The following is a 16,228-nucleotide window of genomic DNA, read 5'->3' as shown; positions in this document are numbered from 1 at the left end:
TCTCATTCTCCGGCTCGTCCGTCCCCGTGACTTGCGTCGAGGACACCGGGCAGCGCCCGGAGCAGCGCCTCCACCTCGTCGTCGCCGAGGTTCAGCGGCGGCATGAGCCGTACGACATCGGGGGCGGGCGCGTTCACCAGGAATCCGGCGTCCTGAGCCGCCTGCTGCACCTGCGGCGCGAGCGGCTTGGTGAGCACGATACCCAGGAGGAGGCCCGCACCCCGGACATGGTCGATCAATCCATGGTTCAGAGACTCGATTCCGTCCCGCAACTTCTCGCTCTGCCGCTTGACGTTCTCCAGCAGTCCCTCGTTCGCGATGGCGTCGAGAACGGCGAGTCCGGCGGCGCAGGCGACGGGGTTGCCGCCGAAGGTCGTGCCGTGCTGACCGGGCTGGAGCAGCTCGGCCGCCCGCCCGAAGGCCACCGTGGCGCCCAGCGGCAGCCCGCCGCCGAGGCCCTTGGCGAGTGTGACGACGTCCGGCAGGACGCCCTCGTGCGCCTGGTACTCGAACCAGTGTCCGGTCCGCCCGACGCCGGTCTGCACCTCGTCGAGGACCAGCAGAGATCCGGTCGCGGCCGTGATGGCCCGGGCCGCCTTCAGATAGCCGGCGGGCGGGACGACGACCCCGTTCTCGCCCTGGATCGGCTCGATGACGACCAGGGCCGTCTCCTCGGTGACCGCCGCGGCCAGCGCCTGGGCATCGCCGTACGGGACGTGCGTGACGTCACCGGGCAGCGGCAGGAAGGGCTGCTGCTTGGCGGGCTGGCCGGTGAGCGCGAGGGCGCCCATGGTACGGCCGTGGAAGCCGCCCTCGGTGGCGACCATGTGGGTCCGCCCGGTCAGCCGACCGATCTTGAAGGCGCCCTCGTTGGCCTCGGCTCCGGAGTTGCAGAAGAAGACCTTGCCGTCCCGGCCGAACAGCTGAAGGAGCCGCTCGGCGAGCGCGACGGGCGGCTCGGCGACGAACAGGTTGGAGATGTGGCCCAGGGAGGCGATCTGCCTGCTGACCGCCTCGACGACCGCGGGGTGCGCGTGTCCGAGCGCGTTGACGGCGATACCGCCGACGAAGTCGACGTACTCCTTGCCGTCGGCGTCCCACACGCGCGCGCCCGCGCCGCGTACGAGCGGCAGTCGCGGGGTGCCGTAGTTGTTCATGAGCGCGCCCTGCCACCGGGCGGTCAGTTCCTGGTTGGCGCTCATCCGGCGTCCCCCTCATGCGCGTCCGGCACGACCATCGTGCCGATGCCCTCGTCGGTGAAGATCTCCAGCAGGATCGAGTGCTGGACCCGGCCGTCGATGACGCGGGCATTGCGCACCCCGTTGCGTACGGCGTGCAGACAGCCCTCCATCTTCGGCACCATGCCGGACGACAGCTCCGGCAGCAGCTTCTCCAGCTGGGAAGCGGTGAGGCGGCTGATCACCTCGTCGCTGTTGGGCCAGTCCTCGTAGAGGCCCTCGACGTCCGTGAGGACCATGAGGGTCTCGGCGCCCAGAGCAGCAGCGAGTGCCGCAGCCGCCGTATCAGCATTGACGTTGTAGACATGTCCGTCGTCCTGGGAACGGGCGATCGACGACACGACCGGGATCCGGCCGTCCGCGAGCAGTGCCTCGATCGCGCCCGTGTCGATCTCGGTGATCTCGCCGACCCGCCCGATGTCGACGAGCTCGCCGTCGATCCGGGGCTGGTGCTTGGTGGCGGTCATGGTGTGCGCGTCCTCGCCGGTGAGACCGACGGCGAGCGGCCCATGCTGGTTGAGCAGCCCGACCAGCTCCCGCTGCACCTGCCCGGCCAGCACCATGCGTACGACGTCCATGGCGTCCTCGGTGGTGACGCGCAGGCCCGCCTTGAACTCGCTGACGATGCCGTGTTTGTCGAGCGCCCGACTGATCTGCGGGCCGCCGCCGTGCACGACGACCGGCTTGAGGCCGGCGTGCCGCAGGAAGACGACGTCCTGCGCGAAGGCGGCCTTCAGCTCCTCGTTCACCATGGCGTTGCCGCCGAACTTGATGACGACCGTCTTGCCGTGGTGCCGGGTCAGCCAGGGCAGCGCCTCGATGAGGATCTGCGCCTTGGGCAGCGCGGTGTGTTTGCGGGTCGTGGTCATGAGGAGTAGGCGCTGTTCTCGTGGACGTAGTCGGCGGTGAGGTCGTTGGTCCAGATCGTGGCGGTCTCGGACCCGGCGGCGAGGTCGGCGACGATGTGCACCTCGCGGTAGCGCATGTCGACCTTCTCGCGGTCCTCGCCGACCCCGCCGTTCTTGCAGACCCAGACGCCGTTGATGGCGACGTTGAGCTGGTCGGGCTCGAAGGCGGCGGACGTGGTGCCGATCGCGGAGAGGACGCGGCCCCAGTTGGGGTCCTCGCCGTGGATGGCGCACTTGAGGAGGTTGTTGCGGGCGATGGAACGGCCCACCTCGACGGCGTCGTCCTCGGTCGCGGCGTTGATCACCTCGACCTTGATGTCCTTGCTGGCGCCCTCGGCGTCCCGGATCAGCTGCTGCCCGAGGTCGTCGCAGACCTGCCGCACGGCGTCGGCGAACTCCGCGTACTCCGGGGTGATCCCGGACGTGCCGGAGGCGAGGAGCAGGACGGTGTCGTTGGTGGACATGCAGCCGTCGGAGTCGACGCGGTCGAAGGTGACCCGGGTGGCCGCGCGCAGGGCCTTGTCCAGCGTGGCGTTGTCCAGGTCGGCGTCCGTGGTGAGGACGACGAGCATGGTGGCGAGGCCGGGGGCGAGCATGCCGGCGCCCTTGGCCATGCCGCCGACGGTCCAGCCGTCCTTGGTCACGACGGACGTCTTGTGCACGGTGTCGGTGGTCTTGATGGCGATGGCGGCCTTCTCGCCGCCGTGCTCGGAGAGCTGGGCGGCGGCGGTCTCCACGCCGGGGAGCAGCTTGTCCATCGGGAGCAGTACGCCGATGAGGCCGGTGGAGCAGACGGCGACCTCGATGGCGCCCCGGCCGAGCTCCTCGGCGACCTTCTCGGCGGTGGCGTGCGTGTCCTGGAAGCCCTTCGGTCCGGTGCAGGCGTTGGCGCCGCCGGAGTTGAGGACGACGGCGGAGACCTGGCCGCTCTTGAGCACCTGCTCCGACCACAGCACGGGCGCGGCCTTGACGCGGTTGGAGGTGAAGACGCCCGCGGCGGCGCGGCGGGGCCCGTTGTTGACCACGAGGGCCAGGTCCGGGTTGCCGTTCTCCTTGATCCCGGCGGCGATACCGGCCGCCGTGAATCCCTTTGCTGCCGTGACACTCACGGTGCGACTCCGATCGTGGAAAGTCCCGTGTCCTCGGGGAGGCCGAGGGCGAGGTTCATGCTCTGGACGGCACCGCCCGCGGTGCCCTTGGTCAGGTTGTCGATGGCGCTGATCGCGATGATGCGGTTCGCGGCCTCGTCGTACGCGACCTGCACCTGAACGGCGTTCGAACCGTGGACGGACGCGGTGGCGGGCCACTGGCCCTCGGGGAGCAGGTGGACGAAGGGCTCGTCGGCGAAGGCCTTGTCGTAGGCGGCGCGCAGGGCCTCGCCGGTGACGCCGTCCTTCGCGGAGGCGCTGCAGGTGGCGAGGATGCCGCGGGGCATCGGGGCGAGGGTCGGTGTGAAGGAGACCCGCACGGTCTCCCCGGCGGCCGCGGAGAGGTTCTGGATCATCTCGGGCGTGTGCCGGTGCGCTCCGCCGACGCCGTACGGCGACATGGAGCCCATGACCTCGGAGCCGAGCAGGTGCGGCTTGGGCGTCTTGCCCGCGCCCGAGGTGCCGGACGCGGCGACGATCACGGCCTCGGGCTCGGCCAGCCCCGCGCCGTACGCCGGGAACAGCGCGAGGGAGACGGCCGTGGGGTAGCAACCGGGCACCGCGATGCGCTTGGACCCCTCCAGCGCGGCGCGGCAGCCCGGCAGTTCGGGGAGGCCGTAGGGCCAGGTCCCGGCGTGCGGGGAGCCGTAGAACTTCTCCCAGTCGCCGGCGTCCTTCAGCCGGAAGTCGGCGCCCATGTCGACGACGAGCACCTCCGGGCCGAGCTGCTCGGCGACGGCGGCGGACTGCCCGTGCGGCAGCGCGAGGAACACCACGTCGTGCCCGGCGAGCACCTCGGCCGAGGTCTCGCTCAGCACCCGGTCGGCCAGCGGCAGCAGATGCGGCTGGAGCGCGCCGAGCCGCTGGCCGGCGTTGGAGTTGCCGGTCAGGGCGCCTATCTCGATCTCGGGGTGCGTCAGGAGCAGACGCAGCAGCTCTCCGCCCGCGTATCCGCTCGCTCCGGCCACAGCCGCACGTACCGTCATGGACCCTCCTCCTGGATGGCATGACTATACGTTTCGCTGCACGTTTATGCAATACCGCCCGTCAGCCCACGCAATCGGACCGCACCATCCAGCCGCCCTCCCCCGACGCCGATGACGGCAAGGGGACGAGCAGCCGAATCTTTGCCAAAGGAGGCCACGCGAGCCGGGCGGCCCGGGCGCACATCGGCGTCGCCCGAGCCGCCCGGCGGGTCACCGCTGCTTGATCCGCAGGAACGTGACGGAGTTCGCGGGGAAGGTGTACGTGAACTTGTCCGCGACCCCCGAGAAGGTGGACCTCGCCGGGCTGACCGGCGTGTCCGTCTCGGTGTTCACGTCCTCCGGCGCGGCGGCCAGCGTGGTCACCCGGGCCCGGGACGCGACCTTGGCGCCGCCCAGGTCGATGGCCGTGCGGGCGGCCGAGGACTGGGCGTTGACGACCTTGACGATCAGGTCACCGGTGCGGTCGTCCTCGGTGACGACCTGGCGGAAGGGCTCGGCCGGCTTGTTGTCGGTGAAGCTGCTCCACAGCTGTCCGTCCAGGTAGAGGCTCACCTGTCGGCCGCGCACCTTGATGTCGAGGTCGTACGCCCGGCCCGTCTCGATCGACCCGGCCTTGGACACGACGGTCGTCTTGCCGCCGTCCACGGCCTTCTCGACGGCGGACTGGGTGTTGTTCCAGCCGCCCAGGTTCCACCAGTAGTAGTTGCCGGTGTCCTTGACGCCGAAGGCGACCAGGAAGCCCTCCTTGCCGGACTTCTTGGTGGCCTTCACATGCAGGTCGTAGTCCTGCCACGCCGGGTCGCCGGCGGTGACCATGGTGTTCTCGGCGGCGGCGTCGGTCTGCACGTACGCCCCGTCCTGGATGCTCCAGCTGCCGCCCCCGGTGTGCTGCCACCGCGAGGCGTCACCGGAGAAGTCGTCGCTGAGCAGCGTGGTGCCGTCGGCGGCGGTGACCTTCACGTCGTCGTACGCCGCGCTGGTCGCCCACGTCGACAGGCCGACGGCGCCGGAGATGGGGCTGCTGACGTCCGGTGTGGTGGTCGCCGTGGAGGGCACGACCCGGTCGCCGACGTTCGTCATGAACAGTCTCTGGACCTCGTAGTTGGCCGAGGCCCAGGAGGCGTGGTTGTTGAACCAGATCATGTCCGGGCGCCACTGCACGTAGTCCTCGTTGGCGAGCAGCGGCGCGTACGAGGCGAGCTTGACGATGTCCGCGTTGCGCTCCAGGCCGGTCATGTACGCGGCCTCGGCGAGGGCGTTGTGCCAGGCGTTGCCCTGGGAGGCGTACTCGCCGAGGAACACCTTGGGGCCCTGGCGGTCGTAGCTGTCGTAGCGGTCGTTGTTCTGCAGGAACCACTGCGGGCTGTTGTAGTAGTGCTCGTCGACCATGTCGACCTTGCCCTCGCGGTTGAGCTTCCAGGCGGTGTCGAAGGTCGTGCCCGTGTCGTCCGGGCCGGAGTTGGAGACGACCGTGATGTCGGGGTACTTGGCCTCGATCGCGGCGCGGAACTTCTGGAAGCGGGCGAAGAACTCGACCGGCAGGTTCTCCTCGTTGCCGACGCCGATGTGGGTGAGGTGGAAGGGCCTGGGGTGGCCCATCTCGGCGCGCTTCCTGCCCCAGGTGCTGGTCACGGGACCGTTGGCGAACTCGATGAGGTCGAGGGTGTCCTGGATGTGCCGCTGGAGGAGCGCCTCGTCGTCGGTGGCGCGGTTCTGGCCGCAGCCGGTGACCAGGGCGGGGACGACGGGCAGCGGCATGGCGCCGATGTCCTCGGAGAAGCGGAAGTACTCGTAGTAGCCGAGGCCGTAGCTCTGGTTGTAGCCCCAGAAGTTGGCGTTCGTGGCGCGCTGCTCGACCGGGCCGATGGTGTCCTTCCACTGGTACGACCGCTTGCGCTGCCAGCCGGACGCCTCGCTGTAGTCCTGCATGGAGCCGGTGTTGACCAGGCAGCCGCCGGGGAAGCGGACGAAGGCGGGGTCGAGTGCCTCGATCTTCTCGGCGAGGTCCTTGCGCAGGCCGCCCGGCTGGTTCTTGTAGGTGTCGCGGGGGAACAGCGACACCATGTCGAGGGCGGCGGCCTCGGTGGCGGCGACGGTGAGGCGGCCGCGGTTGCTGGTGCGGGTCGCGGTGAAGGTGGCGGTGTATTTCTTCCAGGCACCCTTCGCGGCCACCTGGCGGGCACTGGCCAGCTCGCCGGCGGCGTCCTTGAGGGAGACGGTGAGGGTGGTGCCGGACGTGGCGCGGGCCCACACCGAGAAGTCGTACTTCTTGCCCTTGTCGACCCGGATGCCGGTGTTGTAGCCGACGTTGGTCACGGCGGAGGCGGCGCCCAGGGAGAGGTAGTTGCGGTTGCGCTCGTTGAGCCGTCCGTCGTCGTCGACCACCTGCCCCGTGCCGTCGACCGCCCAGGAGGTCAGCGGGGTGTAGGAGCCGTTGTCGGCGGTGGAGTACTCGAAGGAGCGGTTCTGCACGAGCTCGGCGTACAGACCGCCGTCGGCGGCCCGGTTGATGTCCTCGAAGAAGACGCCGTACATCGTGTCGTCGATCGTCGCGCCTGTCGCCGTCGGGTCGAGGGTGATCTCGTAGTCGCTGACGGCCTCGGCGTGCGCGGGGGCGGGGACTACGGCGGCGGCCACCAGACAGGCGGTGACCGTCAGGCCGAGTCTCCAGCGGGTGCGTGACATGGATACTCCGCGGCTCGGTGGGAGTTGCCCGGACAGAGAGCTGATAGAGCAGTCGTTGTTCGATATATCGGACGTTGGTCAGCACTTCGAACGGCAAGATAGGGAGGGGGCGGAGGCGCGTCAATGGGTCGCGCAACAACGGACGGGACGGAGAGCGGATCGTGATGGGCGAGTTCTGGCCGGTGCCGGATGTGCTGGCGTATCTCGCCGGGCGCTGGCGGGTGGAGCGGTCCGTGCGGGATCTCGCGAGCGGGGACGAGGGGCGGTTCGAGGGGACGACGGTCTTCGGGCCGCTGGAGGGCGACAGCGGCCTGCTGGAGTGCGGCGGTCTGCTGCACGAGGAGTCCGGCAGTTTCGTCTGGCAGGGCGTGGCCCGGCCGGCCGAGCGGACGCTCCGCTACCTGCCCGGCCCCGCGCACGGCACGGCGCGGGTCCGCTTCGCCGACGGCCGCCCCTTCCACGACCTCGACCTGACCACCGGCCGGCACCTCACCGACCATCCCTGCTCGGCCGACCTCTACCGGGGCGAGTTCACCGTCCGGGACGCGGACCACTGGCGGACGGTGTGGCGGGTGCGCGGCCCGGCCAAGGACCTCGTACTGACGACGGACTACGCGCGTACGGCCTGAGTCGGGCCGCCTTCGAACCGCAGGTTCCAGCGCCCGGCGCGGCCGGTGACGGTGGTCGCGGACAGGGAGCAGACGTCGAGGTTCCAGAACGTCGCGGGCGGTGCCTTCAGGGCGTACACCAGGGCGGCGCGGATCACCGAGGGCTCGGCCACGGCGACGATTCTGCCCCCGTCCTCGACGGGCCTGGTGTCCAGCCAGTGGCCGACGCGGGCGATGAAGCCGAGCAGGGACTCACCGCCGTGCGGTGTGGAGCGGGGGTCGGCGAGCCAGGCGTCCACCGCCTCCGGCTCCCGGGCCATCGCCTCCCCCAGCGTGAGCCCGCGCCAGCGGCCCATGTCGCAGTCACGCAGGGCGAGTTGTGCCAGCGGGGCGTAACCGAGGGCGTCGCCGGTGGCCCGGCTGCGGGGTGTGGGTGAGCAGTAGCGCAGCTCCGCCGCCGCGAGCGGCACCAGGTCGCGGGCGACGCGCTGCACCTCGTCCCAGCCCGCCTGGTCCAGCGGCCGGTCGTCCTCGAAGCGTTCCGCGAGCAGCGGGGCGCTGCGCGCGGCGGCGACGAACGTGACCCGAAGTGCCATGCGGGGATCGTGTGCCCGGAGAGTGGGCAGGTCAAGAGGTGTTACACGTGAGTTATGGAGGCGCCGCGAAACCTTACCGGAAGGTCAGGATCAGCCGGACAACTCACTCGAAATACAGCGCCATCCACTCGTCCGGCCGCGCCAGCGGCTCGAATCCGACCTTCTCGTACACACCGTGCGCATCGTGCGTGGCCAGCAGTATGCGGCGCAGCCCGTGCGGCCGCAGATGCTCCCGCACCGCCTCGACCAGCGCCGTACCGATGCCCTTGCCCCGCACCGACGGGTCGACATACACATCGCACAACCACGCGAAGGTCGCCATGTCGGTGATGATCCGCGCATACGCGACCTGCTGCCCCGAAACGGTCTCGTACACCCCGAAGTTGAGCGACCCGGCGACGGCCCGATCCTGCTGCTCCCGCGACCGCCCGATCGCCCAGTACGCGTCGGTCGACAGCCACCGGTGCACCCGCTCGGCGTCGATCCGCCCGGTTTCGGTGGAGATCTCGTATCCCTCGGCAAGATTCGGTACGTGGCTCATGCCGGGAAGATTCGCAGGTCGGGCGCGCGGGCGTCGACCGGTTATCCCAGGACCTCGTCACAGGCGGTACGCAGCCGCCGTACCCCCTCGGTGATCTCCCCCGTCCCGGCCACCGCCGCGAAGCTCAGACGGACGTGGCCCGCCGGGGGTTCGGCGCTGAAGTAGGGGCGGCCGGGGGCGAGGGCCACGCCGGCCCGAAGGGCGGCCGCGGTGAAGGCGGGTTCGTCGGTGCCGTCGGGGAGGCGGAGCCAGAGGTGGTAGCCGCCCGAGGGGATGTGCGGGAGGGCGAGTTCGGGCAGGTGCACCGCGAGCGCCGCCGTCATCGCGTCCCGGCGGGCCTTCAGTTCCGTCGAGACCGTGCGCAGATGGCGGGGCCAGGCGGGCGAGCCGACCAGTTCCAGGGCCGCCTCCTGGAGGGGCCGGGGCACGAAGAAGGTGTCGACCACCTGGATGGCGCGCAGCCGCTCCAGCACCGGCCCGCGCGCGGCCAGGGCGCTCACCCGGAAGCTCGGCGAGGTCACCTTGGTGAGCGAGCAGACGTGCACCACCACACCGTCCTGGTCGTCGGCGGCCAGCGGACGCGGCAGCGGTCCGGCGTCCGCGTGCACCAGCCGTCGTACGAAGTCGTCCTCGACCACGAACGCCCCGGCCTCCCGCGCGATCCGCAGCACCTCACCGCGCCGCTGAGGGGCGAGGACCGCGCCGGTGGGGTTCTGGAACAGCGGCTGGCAGACGAAGACCCGCGCCCCGGTCGCCCGGAACGCGTCGGCGAGCAGCGCGGGCCTGACCCCGTCCGCGTCCACCGGGACCGGCACGGGGCGCAGGCCCGCCGCGCGGGCGATCGCCAGCATGCCCGGGTACGTCGGCGACTCCACCAGCACCGGCGCCCCGGGCGGGGCCAGGGCGCGCAGGGCCGTCGTCAGCGCCGACTGACCGCCCGACGTGATCAGCACCTCGGCGGCCGTGACCGTGTCGCCGATGCTGCGCGCGAACCACTCGCGCAGCTCCGGCAGTCCCTCCAGCGGCGGCCGCCCCCACGCGCCGGGACGCCGGCCGGCCCGGGACAGCGCCGCCGCCATGGCCTTCTCCGGCTGGAGCGACGGATGCAGATAGCCGCCGTTGAACTCGATCACCCCGGGCGGCGGCACGGCTAGCGAGACGGTGACGCCGGAGGCGTCCACCGTGCGCGGTACGAGTTCGGCGGCGGCGTCCGCGCTGAGTGTCACCTCCTGCCACGAGGTGTCGCCCACGGGGGCGGGGCCGGTGCGCGGTCGCGCGCGGAACGCGCCGGCCCCGGGCCGGGTCACGACCAGCCCCTCGGCGGCGAGCTGGGCAAGGGCCCGGGAGACGGTCACCGGGCTCACCCGGAACCGTTCCACGAGGGCCCGGCTGGACGGGAGCTTTCCGCCGGGAGAGTAGTGGTCGAGCTCCCGCCGCAGTTGGTTTGCCAGTTCACCGACACTGCTACTCTGCTGCATGAGAACAGAGAGTAGCGCTATCGCACCGGCCCGGATAGCAGTGAGCGGTCGGCCGAAGGCCGGCTTCGGCGCCCTTCAGGCCGCCCTCGGCGTCATCGCCTTCTCACTCACCTTCCCGGCCACCGCCTGGGGCCTGGAGGGCTTCGGTCCCTGGTCGCTGGTCGCCGTGCGAAGCGTGCTGGCGGCGCTGATCGCGGGCGCCTGCCTGCTGGCCCTGCGCGTGCCGCTGCCCGCCCGGGAGCACTGGGCGGGCCTCGCGGTCGTCGCCGGCGGTGTCGTCCTGGGTTTCCCGCTGCTCACCACGCTCGCCCTGCAGACGTCGACCACCGCCCACGCCGCCGTCGTGGTCGGCCTGCTGCCGCTGACGACCGCGCTGCTGTCCGCCCTGCGCGTCGGCGCCCGCCCCTCCCGCACCTTCTGGGCGGCGGCGCTCGCCGGGGCGGCCGCGGTGCTGGCGTTCACGGTCCAGCAGAGCGGCGGCGCCCTGTCCACCGCCGACCTGTATCTCTTCGGGGCACTGCTGGTCTGCGCCGCCGGCTACACCGAGGGCGGTCGGCTGGCGCGGGTCATGCCGGGCTGGCAGGTGGTCGGCTGGGCGGTGGTGCTGTGTCTGCCGCTCACCGTGCCCGCCACCGCACTGGCGCTGTCGTACGAGCCCGTGCACCTCACCTTTCACAGCGTGACCGGGGTGCTGTGGGTCGCGGCGGGCTCGCAGTTCCTGGGTCTGGTCGTCTGGTACCGGGGCATGGCGGCCATCGGCATCCCCAAGGCCAGCCAGTTGCAGTTGGCCCAGCCGCTGCTCACACTGGTGTGGTCGGTGCTGCTGCTGGGCGAGCACCTGACAGTGGCCGCCCCGTTGACGGCCGCGGCCGTGCTCGTCTGCATCGCCGTCACGCAACGGGCGCGAGGCTGAGCGGCGTTCGCGTCGGTACCGACCGGCGCTGTCCGCCGTAGACTCAAAGCCACGGACCGCTGCTCCCGCACATCGTGAGGAGGCCCCAGATGCGCGCAAGCGTGGGCGACCAGCTTGTCCAGCACGGCAGGGTGGTCGGACAGCACGACAAGGTCGGCGAGATCGTCGAAGTGCTGGGTCAGAAGGGCGAACCCCCGTACCGCGTCCGCTTCCAGGACGGGCACGAGGGCCTGTGCTCACCGGGCCCCGACACCGAGATCCGGCACAGGGAAACCACCACCGGGCAGTGATTCAGCGCGGGGGTGTCGCCGGCTGCTGGTAGTGGTCGGCGACCACCCGCGCCATTGCCCCTTGAGCGTCCACCGTCATCTCCCGGGCGGCGAAGAAGACGTGCCCGCGCACCTCCGGGAAGTCCCGGGCGTACGTCAGGTGCCGGGACAGCTCCGCCGCGTCCTGCCAGGCCGCGGACTGCGCCGGGTCACCGGCCTTGTACAGCGCCTCCCCCAGGTACAGCTGTGTCCCGGTGCCCCGCGCCACCGCCGCCCACCAGGGCACGAGCTTGGCGTAGTCGGCGGACGCGTTGCCGATGTGCCAGTACAGCTGCGGGCAGATGTAGTCGATCCAGTTCTCCCGCACCCACTTGCGGGTGTCCGCGTAGATGTCGTCGTACGACTGCAGCGCCCGCGTGTCCGAGCCGAGCGGGTCGGTGGAGGCGTTGCGCCACACCCCGAAGGGGCTGATCCCGAACCGGGTGCCGGGGCGGATCTCCTTGATGCGGGCCGCGGTGTCCCGCACCAGCCGGTCGATGTTGTCCCGCCGCCAGGCGGCGCGGCTGGAGAAGCCGCCGCCGTGGGTGTCGTAGGCCTCGTCGTCGTCGAAGGTCTGGCCGGCGACCGGATACGGGTAGAAGTAGTCGTCGAAGTGGACGGCGTCGACCGGGTACTTCGCCACCGCGTCCAGCATCGCGTCCCGCACGAAGGTGCGGACCTGAGGCAGTCCCGGGTTGTAGTAGAGCTTCCCGCCGTACGGCACCACCCAGTCGGGGTGCCGCCGGGCCGGGTGGGAGGCGACCAGGCGGCTCGGGTCGGTGTGCACGGCGACGCGCAGCGGGTTGAACCAGGCGTGCAGCTGAAGCCCCCGGGCGTGCGCCTCGGCGACGGCCGTGCCGAGCGGGTCCCAGCCGGGGTCCCGGCCCTGGGTGCCGGTGAGGTACTGCGACCACGGCTCGTACGGCGACGGCCACAGCGCGTCGGCCGTCGGCCGCACCTGGAGGATCACCGTGTTCAGGCGGCGCCGGGCCGCCGTGTCGAGGTGGGCGAGGAGTTCGGCGCGCTGCTGTGCGGCGGTCAGGCCCGCGCGCGACGGCCAGTCCCGGTTGGTCACGGTGGCCAGCCACACGCCCCGCATCTCGGAGGCGGCGTGCGGTCGTCGCGCGGGCGCGGCGCTCGCGTCGCCCGCCATCGCCAGCGTCGACAGTGCCGCCAGCGCGAACGCCCGACGTGACAGCCGTCCCATGGACAAACACCCCTATACACTGCGGATTCGCTCGGTCACGGAAAGTCTCCGCGGCACAGCATGCCCGGCCCCCGTCGATCGATCATCGATACTTACGGGTAACGTGCACGAACGGAGCAGGCCCCGAAACCCGGCGGACCTGCCGGAGCCGTAGATCAGCGAAGGGGACGATGTGACGGACACCCTGGCGGGAGACATCGCGCGCGTCGGAGTGGTGGGCTGCGGCCAGATGGGAGCGGGCATCGCCGAGGTGTGCGCCCGCGCCGGACTGGACGTGAAGGTCGCCGAGACCACCGGCGAGGCCCTGGAGATCGGCCGTACCCGGCTGTTCAACTCCCTCGCCAAGGCCGCCGAGCGCGGCAAGATCAGCGAGGAGGAGCGGGACACCACGCAGGCGCGACTGTCCTTCACCACCGACCTCGGCGAGTTCGCCGACCGCGACCTGGTGATCGAGGCCGTCGTCGAGAACGAGCAGGTCAAGACCGAGATCTTCCAGGTGCTCGACCAGGTGGTGACCCGCCCGGACGCGATCCTCGCCTCCAACACCTCCTCGATCCCGCTGGTGAAGCTGGCGGTCGCCACCTCGCGCCCCGACCAGGTCATCGGCATCCACTTCTTCAACCCGGCCCCGGTGCAGCAGCTGGTCGAGCTGATCCCGGCGCTGACCACCTCCGAGGGCACGCTCGGCCGGGCCCAGCTGTTCGCCGAGAAGACGCTGGGCAAGCACAGCATCCGCGCCCAGGACCGCTCCGGCTTCGTGGTCAACGCGCTGCTGATCCCCTACCTGCTCTCCGCGATCCGGATGTTCGAGTCGGGCATCGCCAGCCGCGAGGACATCGACAACGGCATGGAGATGGGCTGCGCCCACCCGATGGGCCCGCTGAAGCTGTCCGACCTGATCGGCCTCGACACGGTGGCCTCGGTGGCGCAGAGCATGTACGAGGAGTACAAGGAGCCGCTGTACGCCGCTCCCCCGCTGCTCCAGCGGATGGTCGACGCGGGGCGGCTGGGCCGCAAGAGCGGTTCGGGCTTCTACACCTACGACTGATTACGCACCGTAGGTTTTCGGCCAGGCACGGGCCCGGCACCGGTCTTCCGGTGCCGGGCCCGTGGCATTCACACACCGTGTGCACGCCGGGCACGCATATGCCCCTCGCACACTCTCCCCACGCGCCCACCAGGCGAGTTGACTCATGGTGCGCATGCAAGGGATGTGATTCGACTACGGAAAGGAGCGGTTCGTGACCGCCGATCCCGAGCATTCGGTAACCCTGGGTGAGCTCGCGGAGTTACGCCGCCGACTCGACGTGGCGTATGCCCGCGTCGAGGGTGGACTGGCCCTGCTGAACCACCGCACCGAGGAGACCGCCAAGGAACTCGACGAGCTGAACAGCCGGCTCGTCACCCTGGAACACGCCCGCTGGCCGCTGCCCTCGGTCGCGGCCGTCACGGCCGTGGGCGCCCTGGTCGTGTCCCTCTGGCAGGCACTGGGACGCTAGGCCCGGTCGGCCTGGGGCGCGTCCTGGCCGAGCCTGAGGTGGTGCAGTAACAGCAGCGCGGCGGCCATGTTGGCGGCCGGGACCTCGCCGCGGGCGACCAGGTCGGGGACGACCTTGAGGGGGACCCACTCCCTGCGGTCCGACTCGAAGTCGTCCACCGGGTGCCCGACGTACTCGCCCTCGTCGGCCCAGTAGATGTGGTGCCGGGCGTCGGTGAGCCCGTTGGACGGCTCCACGCTCATCAGGTGCCGCAGGGGTCCAGGCCGCCAACCGGTCTCCTCCTCCAGCTCCCGGGCGGCGGCGACCGCGATGTCCTCGCCGTCCTCGACGACGCCCGCCGCGAGTTCCCACCCCCAGCTGTCGGTGATGAAGCGGTGGCGCCACAGGAGCAGGACCTCGTTCGCCTCGTTCACCACCGTGGCCACGGCGACCGGCCGCAGCCGTATCAGGAAGTGGTCGAGGTGCCGGCCGTCCGGCAGCTCCACGTCTGCGAGGTTGACGCTGAACCAGCGGTTTTCATACACAGTTTGTTCGTTCTGTTTCGTCCACTGCACGGTTCTGCCACCTTCCGTCGAGTAAGTGGCAATATCGCAGCAGGGACTCGGCGGTAGGGAACAGGAACGCCTACAGCGGTACGCGCAGGGCGCCGTCGATGAGTTCGGCGGCCTCGGCCGTGCCCGCGCCGCCGCTGCGCGCCAGGTGCTCGCGTACCGCCCGGAGTCTGTCGCGCAGCCGCTGGGACTCCATCCCACGGGCCTGCTCGGCCATCCGCACGGCGGTCGCCACCGCCTTCTCGGCGTTGCCCTGGCGCAGTTCGACGGTGCTGAGCATGGCGAGCCGGTGCACCCGGCCCCGGTCGTGCGCCGGGGTGTCCACGGCGGCCGCGGCGTGCTCCCCGGCGGCGGCCAGCTCGCCGAGGCTGAGCAGCGCCTCCGCCACCTGGACGTTGACCAGGCCCGGCTGGACATAGCCGGTCTCGTCGGGTTCGTAGCCGCGCCGGATGCGTTCGGCGGCCTGCTCGGCCCGCCGGATGCAGGACAGGGCACTCCTGCCGTCGCCGAGGTGGGCGTAGGCCTTCGCCTGCATCGCGTACAGATCGGAGGCGAGGGCCGGGGTGATCTGCTTGCCGGCGGCGCGCAGCGCGGCCTCGGCGAAGGCGACGGCCTGGCGGTACTCCTTCATGAACAGCGACTGGTTGACCAGCAGCGCGATCACATACGCCCCGAGTCCCCGGTCGCCGCTGGCCTTGGCGAGCCGGAGCGCCTGGTGGAAGTAGCGCTGGGCGAGGCCGTGTGCGTCGGAGTCGTATGCGCAGATCCCGGCGATCGCGACCAACCCGCCGGTGGCGCGGTGGAGTTGGCGGCCGGTGGCGTCGGTGTAGCTGCCGCGCAGCAGCGGCGCGGCCTCGGCGTTGAGGAAGCCGACGATCCGGGCGCGGGTCGCGACGCCGCCGGCCTTGCGGTACATCTGCTCGTAGTGGGCACGGGCGGCGCGCAGCATGTCGAGGTCGGCCGGGGTGACCCGGTGCCGGCCGCCGCGGGAGACGTCCACGTCCTCGGGCGGGTTCTCCCACTCCCACACCGGCATCACGGCGGGCGTCCCGGTCACCGCGGGCGCGCCGAGGACGTGCGGGCGCTGTTGTTCGTCGGAGCGCCACAGGGCGGTGGCGCGTTCGACGAACCCGGACAGCGAAGTGGCGTGCGCGGTGGCGGGCCGGCCCGGGACGCCGAGGCCGATGTCGTCGAGGGTGACGGGCCGGTGCAGCCGGGCGGCGAGCACCTCGCAGATCAGGTCGGGCACCTGCCCACGTGGCCGCTGGCCCTTCAACCACCGCGCCACGGCCGTGTGTTCGTAGCGGAGCGCGAGCCCGCGCGCGCGTCCGGCCTGGTTGACATGGGCCGCGAGACCGGCGTGCGAGATCCCCGCCTCGTCCAGGATCGCGTCGAGCAGAGTGTTGGGCTGCATGGGAGGCCCCCGGGTGGCTCGGTGTCGACAGCGTAGTGAATTCGGCTTCACACGGGGTGTGAACGGAATGCGCGAATCCGCACTGTGTGCGCGCTGTTGCGGAGAGTTTCCAACCGGTTGACTGAAATGCCTCGAAAGAGGCCGACCG

The 16,228-nt window shown here is 71.1% G+C and carries 16 protein-coding genes; 5 read left to right on the top strand and 11 right to left on the bottom strand.

Annotation, left to right across the window (positions count from 1 at the left end; genetic code table 11):
* Positions 1–2: 2 nt before the first annotated feature.
* The 5 genes from I2W78_RS33515 to I2W78_RS33495 form a co-directional block, all read right to left on the bottom strand.
* Positions 3–1,202, bottom strand: a complete 1,200-nt coding sequence (locus I2W78_RS33515; protein WP_196463997.1) for an acetylornithine transaminase — start codon at positions 1,200–1,202, stop codon at positions 3–5.
* Complete coding sequence (argB, locus tag I2W78_RS33510; protein ID WP_196463996.1) at positions 1,199–2,107, bottom strand: acetylglutamate kinase; 909 nt, start codon at positions 2,105–2,107, stop codon at positions 1,199–1,201. The genes I2W78_RS33515 and argB overlap by 4 nt, the downstream gene beginning before the upstream one ends.
* Entirely contained in the window at positions 2,104–3,255 is a 1,152-nt protein-coding gene (gene argJ, locus I2W78_RS33505) for a bifunctional glutamate N-acetyltransferase/amino-acid acetyltransferase ArgJ (RefSeq protein WP_196463995.1), read from the bottom strand. The genes argB and argJ overlap by 4 nt, the downstream gene beginning before the upstream one ends.
* Positions 3,252–4,280: an N-acetyl-gamma-glutamyl-phosphate reductase gene (gene argC, locus I2W78_RS33500; RefSeq protein WP_196463994.1), complete on the bottom strand. Its 1,029-nt coding sequence runs from the start codon at positions 4,278–4,280 to the stop codon at positions 3,252–3,254. The genes argJ and argC overlap by 4 nt, the downstream gene beginning before the upstream one ends.
* 210 nt (positions 4,281–4,490) lie before the next feature.
* Positions 4,491–6,965, bottom strand: a complete 2,475-nt coding sequence (locus tag I2W78_RS33495) for an alpha-L-arabinofuranosidase C-terminal domain-containing protein (protein ID WP_196463993.1) — start codon at positions 6,963–6,965, stop codon at positions 4,491–4,493.
* Positions 6,966–7,129: 164 nt separating this feature from the next.
* Between I2W78_RS33495 and I2W78_RS33490 the strand changes: the two genes are divergently transcribed.
* Positions 7,130–7,594: a DUF6314 family protein gene (locus I2W78_RS33490; RefSeq protein WP_196463992.1), complete on the top strand. Its 465-nt coding sequence runs from the start codon at positions 7,130–7,132 to the stop codon at positions 7,592–7,594.
* On the opposite strand, the gene I2W78_RS33485 is transcribed toward I2W78_RS33490, so the two are convergent.
* From I2W78_RS33485 to I2W78_RS33475, 3 genes are all read right to left on the bottom strand, one after another.
* Positions 7,576–8,169, bottom strand: coding sequence for a histidine phosphatase family protein (locus I2W78_RS33485; protein ID WP_196463991.1), 594 nt, complete (start codon positions 8,167–8,169; stop codon positions 7,576–7,578). The two genes, I2W78_RS33490 and I2W78_RS33485, sit on opposite strands and share 19 nt — an antisense overlap.
* Before the next feature lie 103 nt (positions 8,170–8,272).
* Positions 8,273–8,710, bottom strand: a complete 438-nt coding sequence (locus I2W78_RS33480; protein ID WP_196463990.1) for a GNAT family N-acetyltransferase — start codon at positions 8,708–8,710, stop codon at positions 8,273–8,275.
* A gap of 41 nt (positions 8,711–8,751) precedes the next feature.
* Positions 8,752–10,188: an aminotransferase-like domain-containing protein gene (locus I2W78_RS33475; RefSeq protein ID WP_196463989.1), complete on the bottom strand. Its 1,437-nt coding sequence runs from the start codon at positions 10,186–10,188 to the stop codon at positions 8,752–8,754.
* On the opposite strand from I2W78_RS33475, the gene I2W78_RS33470 reads away from it, so the two are divergent.
* Positions 10,187–11,101 (top strand): DMT family transporter, encoded by a 915-nt coding sequence (locus I2W78_RS33470; RefSeq protein ID WP_196463988.1) that lies wholly within the window; start codon positions 10,187–10,189, stop codon positions 11,099–11,101. The two genes, I2W78_RS33475 and I2W78_RS33470, sit on opposite strands and share 2 nt — an antisense overlap.
* 89 nt (positions 11,102–11,190) lie before the next feature.
* Entirely contained in the window at positions 11,191–11,391 is a 201-nt protein-coding gene (locus I2W78_RS33465; RefSeq protein ID WP_141309290.1) for a DUF1918 domain-containing protein, read from the top strand.
* A gap of 1 nt (position 11,392) precedes the next feature.
* On the opposite strand, the gene I2W78_RS33460 is transcribed toward I2W78_RS33465, so the two are convergent.
* The gene (locus I2W78_RS33460; protein ID WP_196463987.1) at positions 11,393–12,616 is read right to left on the bottom strand and encodes a glycoside hydrolase family 10 protein; all 1,224 of its coding nucleotides are present in this window, start codon (positions 12,614–12,616) and stop codon (positions 11,393–11,395) included.
* A 172-nt stretch (positions 12,617–12,788) separates the two neighbouring features.
* On the opposite strand from I2W78_RS33460, the gene I2W78_RS33455 reads away from it, so the two are divergent.
* Entirely contained in the window at positions 12,789–13,664 is an 876-nt protein-coding gene (locus I2W78_RS33455; protein ID WP_307783900.1) for a 3-hydroxybutyryl-CoA dehydrogenase, read from the top strand.
* Positions 13,665–13,857: 193 nt separating this feature from the next.
* Positions 13,858–14,115: a hypothetical protein gene (locus I2W78_RS33450; protein ID WP_196463986.1), complete on the top strand. Its 258-nt coding sequence runs from the start codon at positions 13,858–13,860 to the stop codon at positions 14,113–14,115.
* Here I2W78_RS33450 and I2W78_RS33445 read toward each other — a convergent pair.
* The gene (locus tag I2W78_RS33445; protein WP_196463985.1) at positions 14,112–14,669 is read right to left on the bottom strand and encodes an NUDIX hydrolase; all 558 of its coding nucleotides are present in this window, start codon (positions 14,667–14,669) and stop codon (positions 14,112–14,114) included. The two genes, I2W78_RS33450 and I2W78_RS33445, sit on opposite strands and share 4 nt — an antisense overlap.
* A gap of 70 nt (positions 14,670–14,739) precedes the next feature.
* On the bottom strand, positions 14,740–16,080 hold the full coding sequence (locus I2W78_RS33440; protein ID WP_196463984.1) for a transcriptional regulator: 1,341 nt from the start codon (positions 16,078–16,080) through the stop codon (positions 14,740–14,742).
* Between the last annotated feature and the right edge of the window lie 148 nt (positions 16,081–16,228).

It is taken from the genome of Streptomyces spinoverrucosus (assembly GCF_015712165.1).
Lineage (GTDB): Bacteria > Actinomycetota > Actinomycetes > Streptomycetales > Streptomycetaceae > Streptomyces > Streptomyces spinoverrucosus_A.
The sequence above is the reverse complement of the archived record's forward strand: the minus strand, read 5'-3'. Positions and strand labels throughout refer to the sequence as shown.

What these genes read in the sequence shown, in the direction of transcription:
- I2W78_RS33480 (WP_196463990.1), bottom strand. Translation starts at nt 8,710, where the DNA reads ATGAGCCACGTACCGAATCTTGCCGAGGGATACGAGATCTCCACCGAA.
- I2W78_RS33515 (WP_196463997.1), bottom strand. Translation starts at nt 1,202, where the DNA reads ATGAGCGCCAACCAGGAACTGACCGCCCGGTGGCAGGGCGCGCTCATG.
- I2W78_RS33460 (WP_196463987.1), bottom strand. Translation starts at nt 12,616, where the DNA reads ATGGGACGGCTGTCACGTCGGGCGTTCGCGCTGGCGGCACTGTCGACG.
- I2W78_RS33485 (WP_196463991.1), bottom strand. Translation starts at nt 8,169, where the DNA reads ATGGCACTTCGGGTCACGTTCGTCGCCGCCGCGCGCAGCGCCCCGCTG.
- I2W78_RS33440 (WP_196463984.1), bottom strand. Translation starts at nt 16,080, where the DNA reads ATGCAGCCCAACACTCTGCTCGACGCGATCCTGGACGAGGCGGGGATC.
- argC (WP_196463994.1), bottom strand. Translation starts at nt 4,280, where the DNA reads ATGACGGTACGTGCGGCTGTGGCCGGAGCGAGCGGATACGCGGGCGGA.
- I2W78_RS33470 (WP_196463988.1), top strand. Translation starts at nt 10,187, where the DNA reads ATGAGAACAGAGAGTAGCGCTATCGCACCGGCCCGGATAGCAGTGAGC.
- I2W78_RS33490 (WP_196463992.1), top strand. Translation starts at nt 7,130, where the DNA reads ATGGGCGAGTTCTGGCCGGTGCCGGATGTGCTGGCGTATCTCGCCGGG.
- I2W78_RS33465 (WP_141309290.1), top strand. Translation starts at nt 11,191, where the DNA reads ATGCGCGCAAGCGTGGGCGACCAGCTTGTCCAGCACGGCAGGGTGGTC.
- I2W78_RS33475 (WP_196463989.1), bottom strand. Translation starts at nt 10,188, where the DNA reads ATGCAGCAGAGTAGCAGTGTCGGTGAACTGGCAAACCAACTGCGGCGG.
- I2W78_RS33495 (WP_196463993.1), bottom strand. Translation starts at nt 6,965, where the DNA reads ATGTCACGCACCCGCTGGAGACTCGGCCTGACGGTCACCGCCTGTCTG.
- argB (WP_196463996.1), bottom strand. Translation starts at nt 2,107, where the DNA reads ATGACCACGACCCGCAAACACACCGCGCTGCCCAAGGCGCAGATCCTC.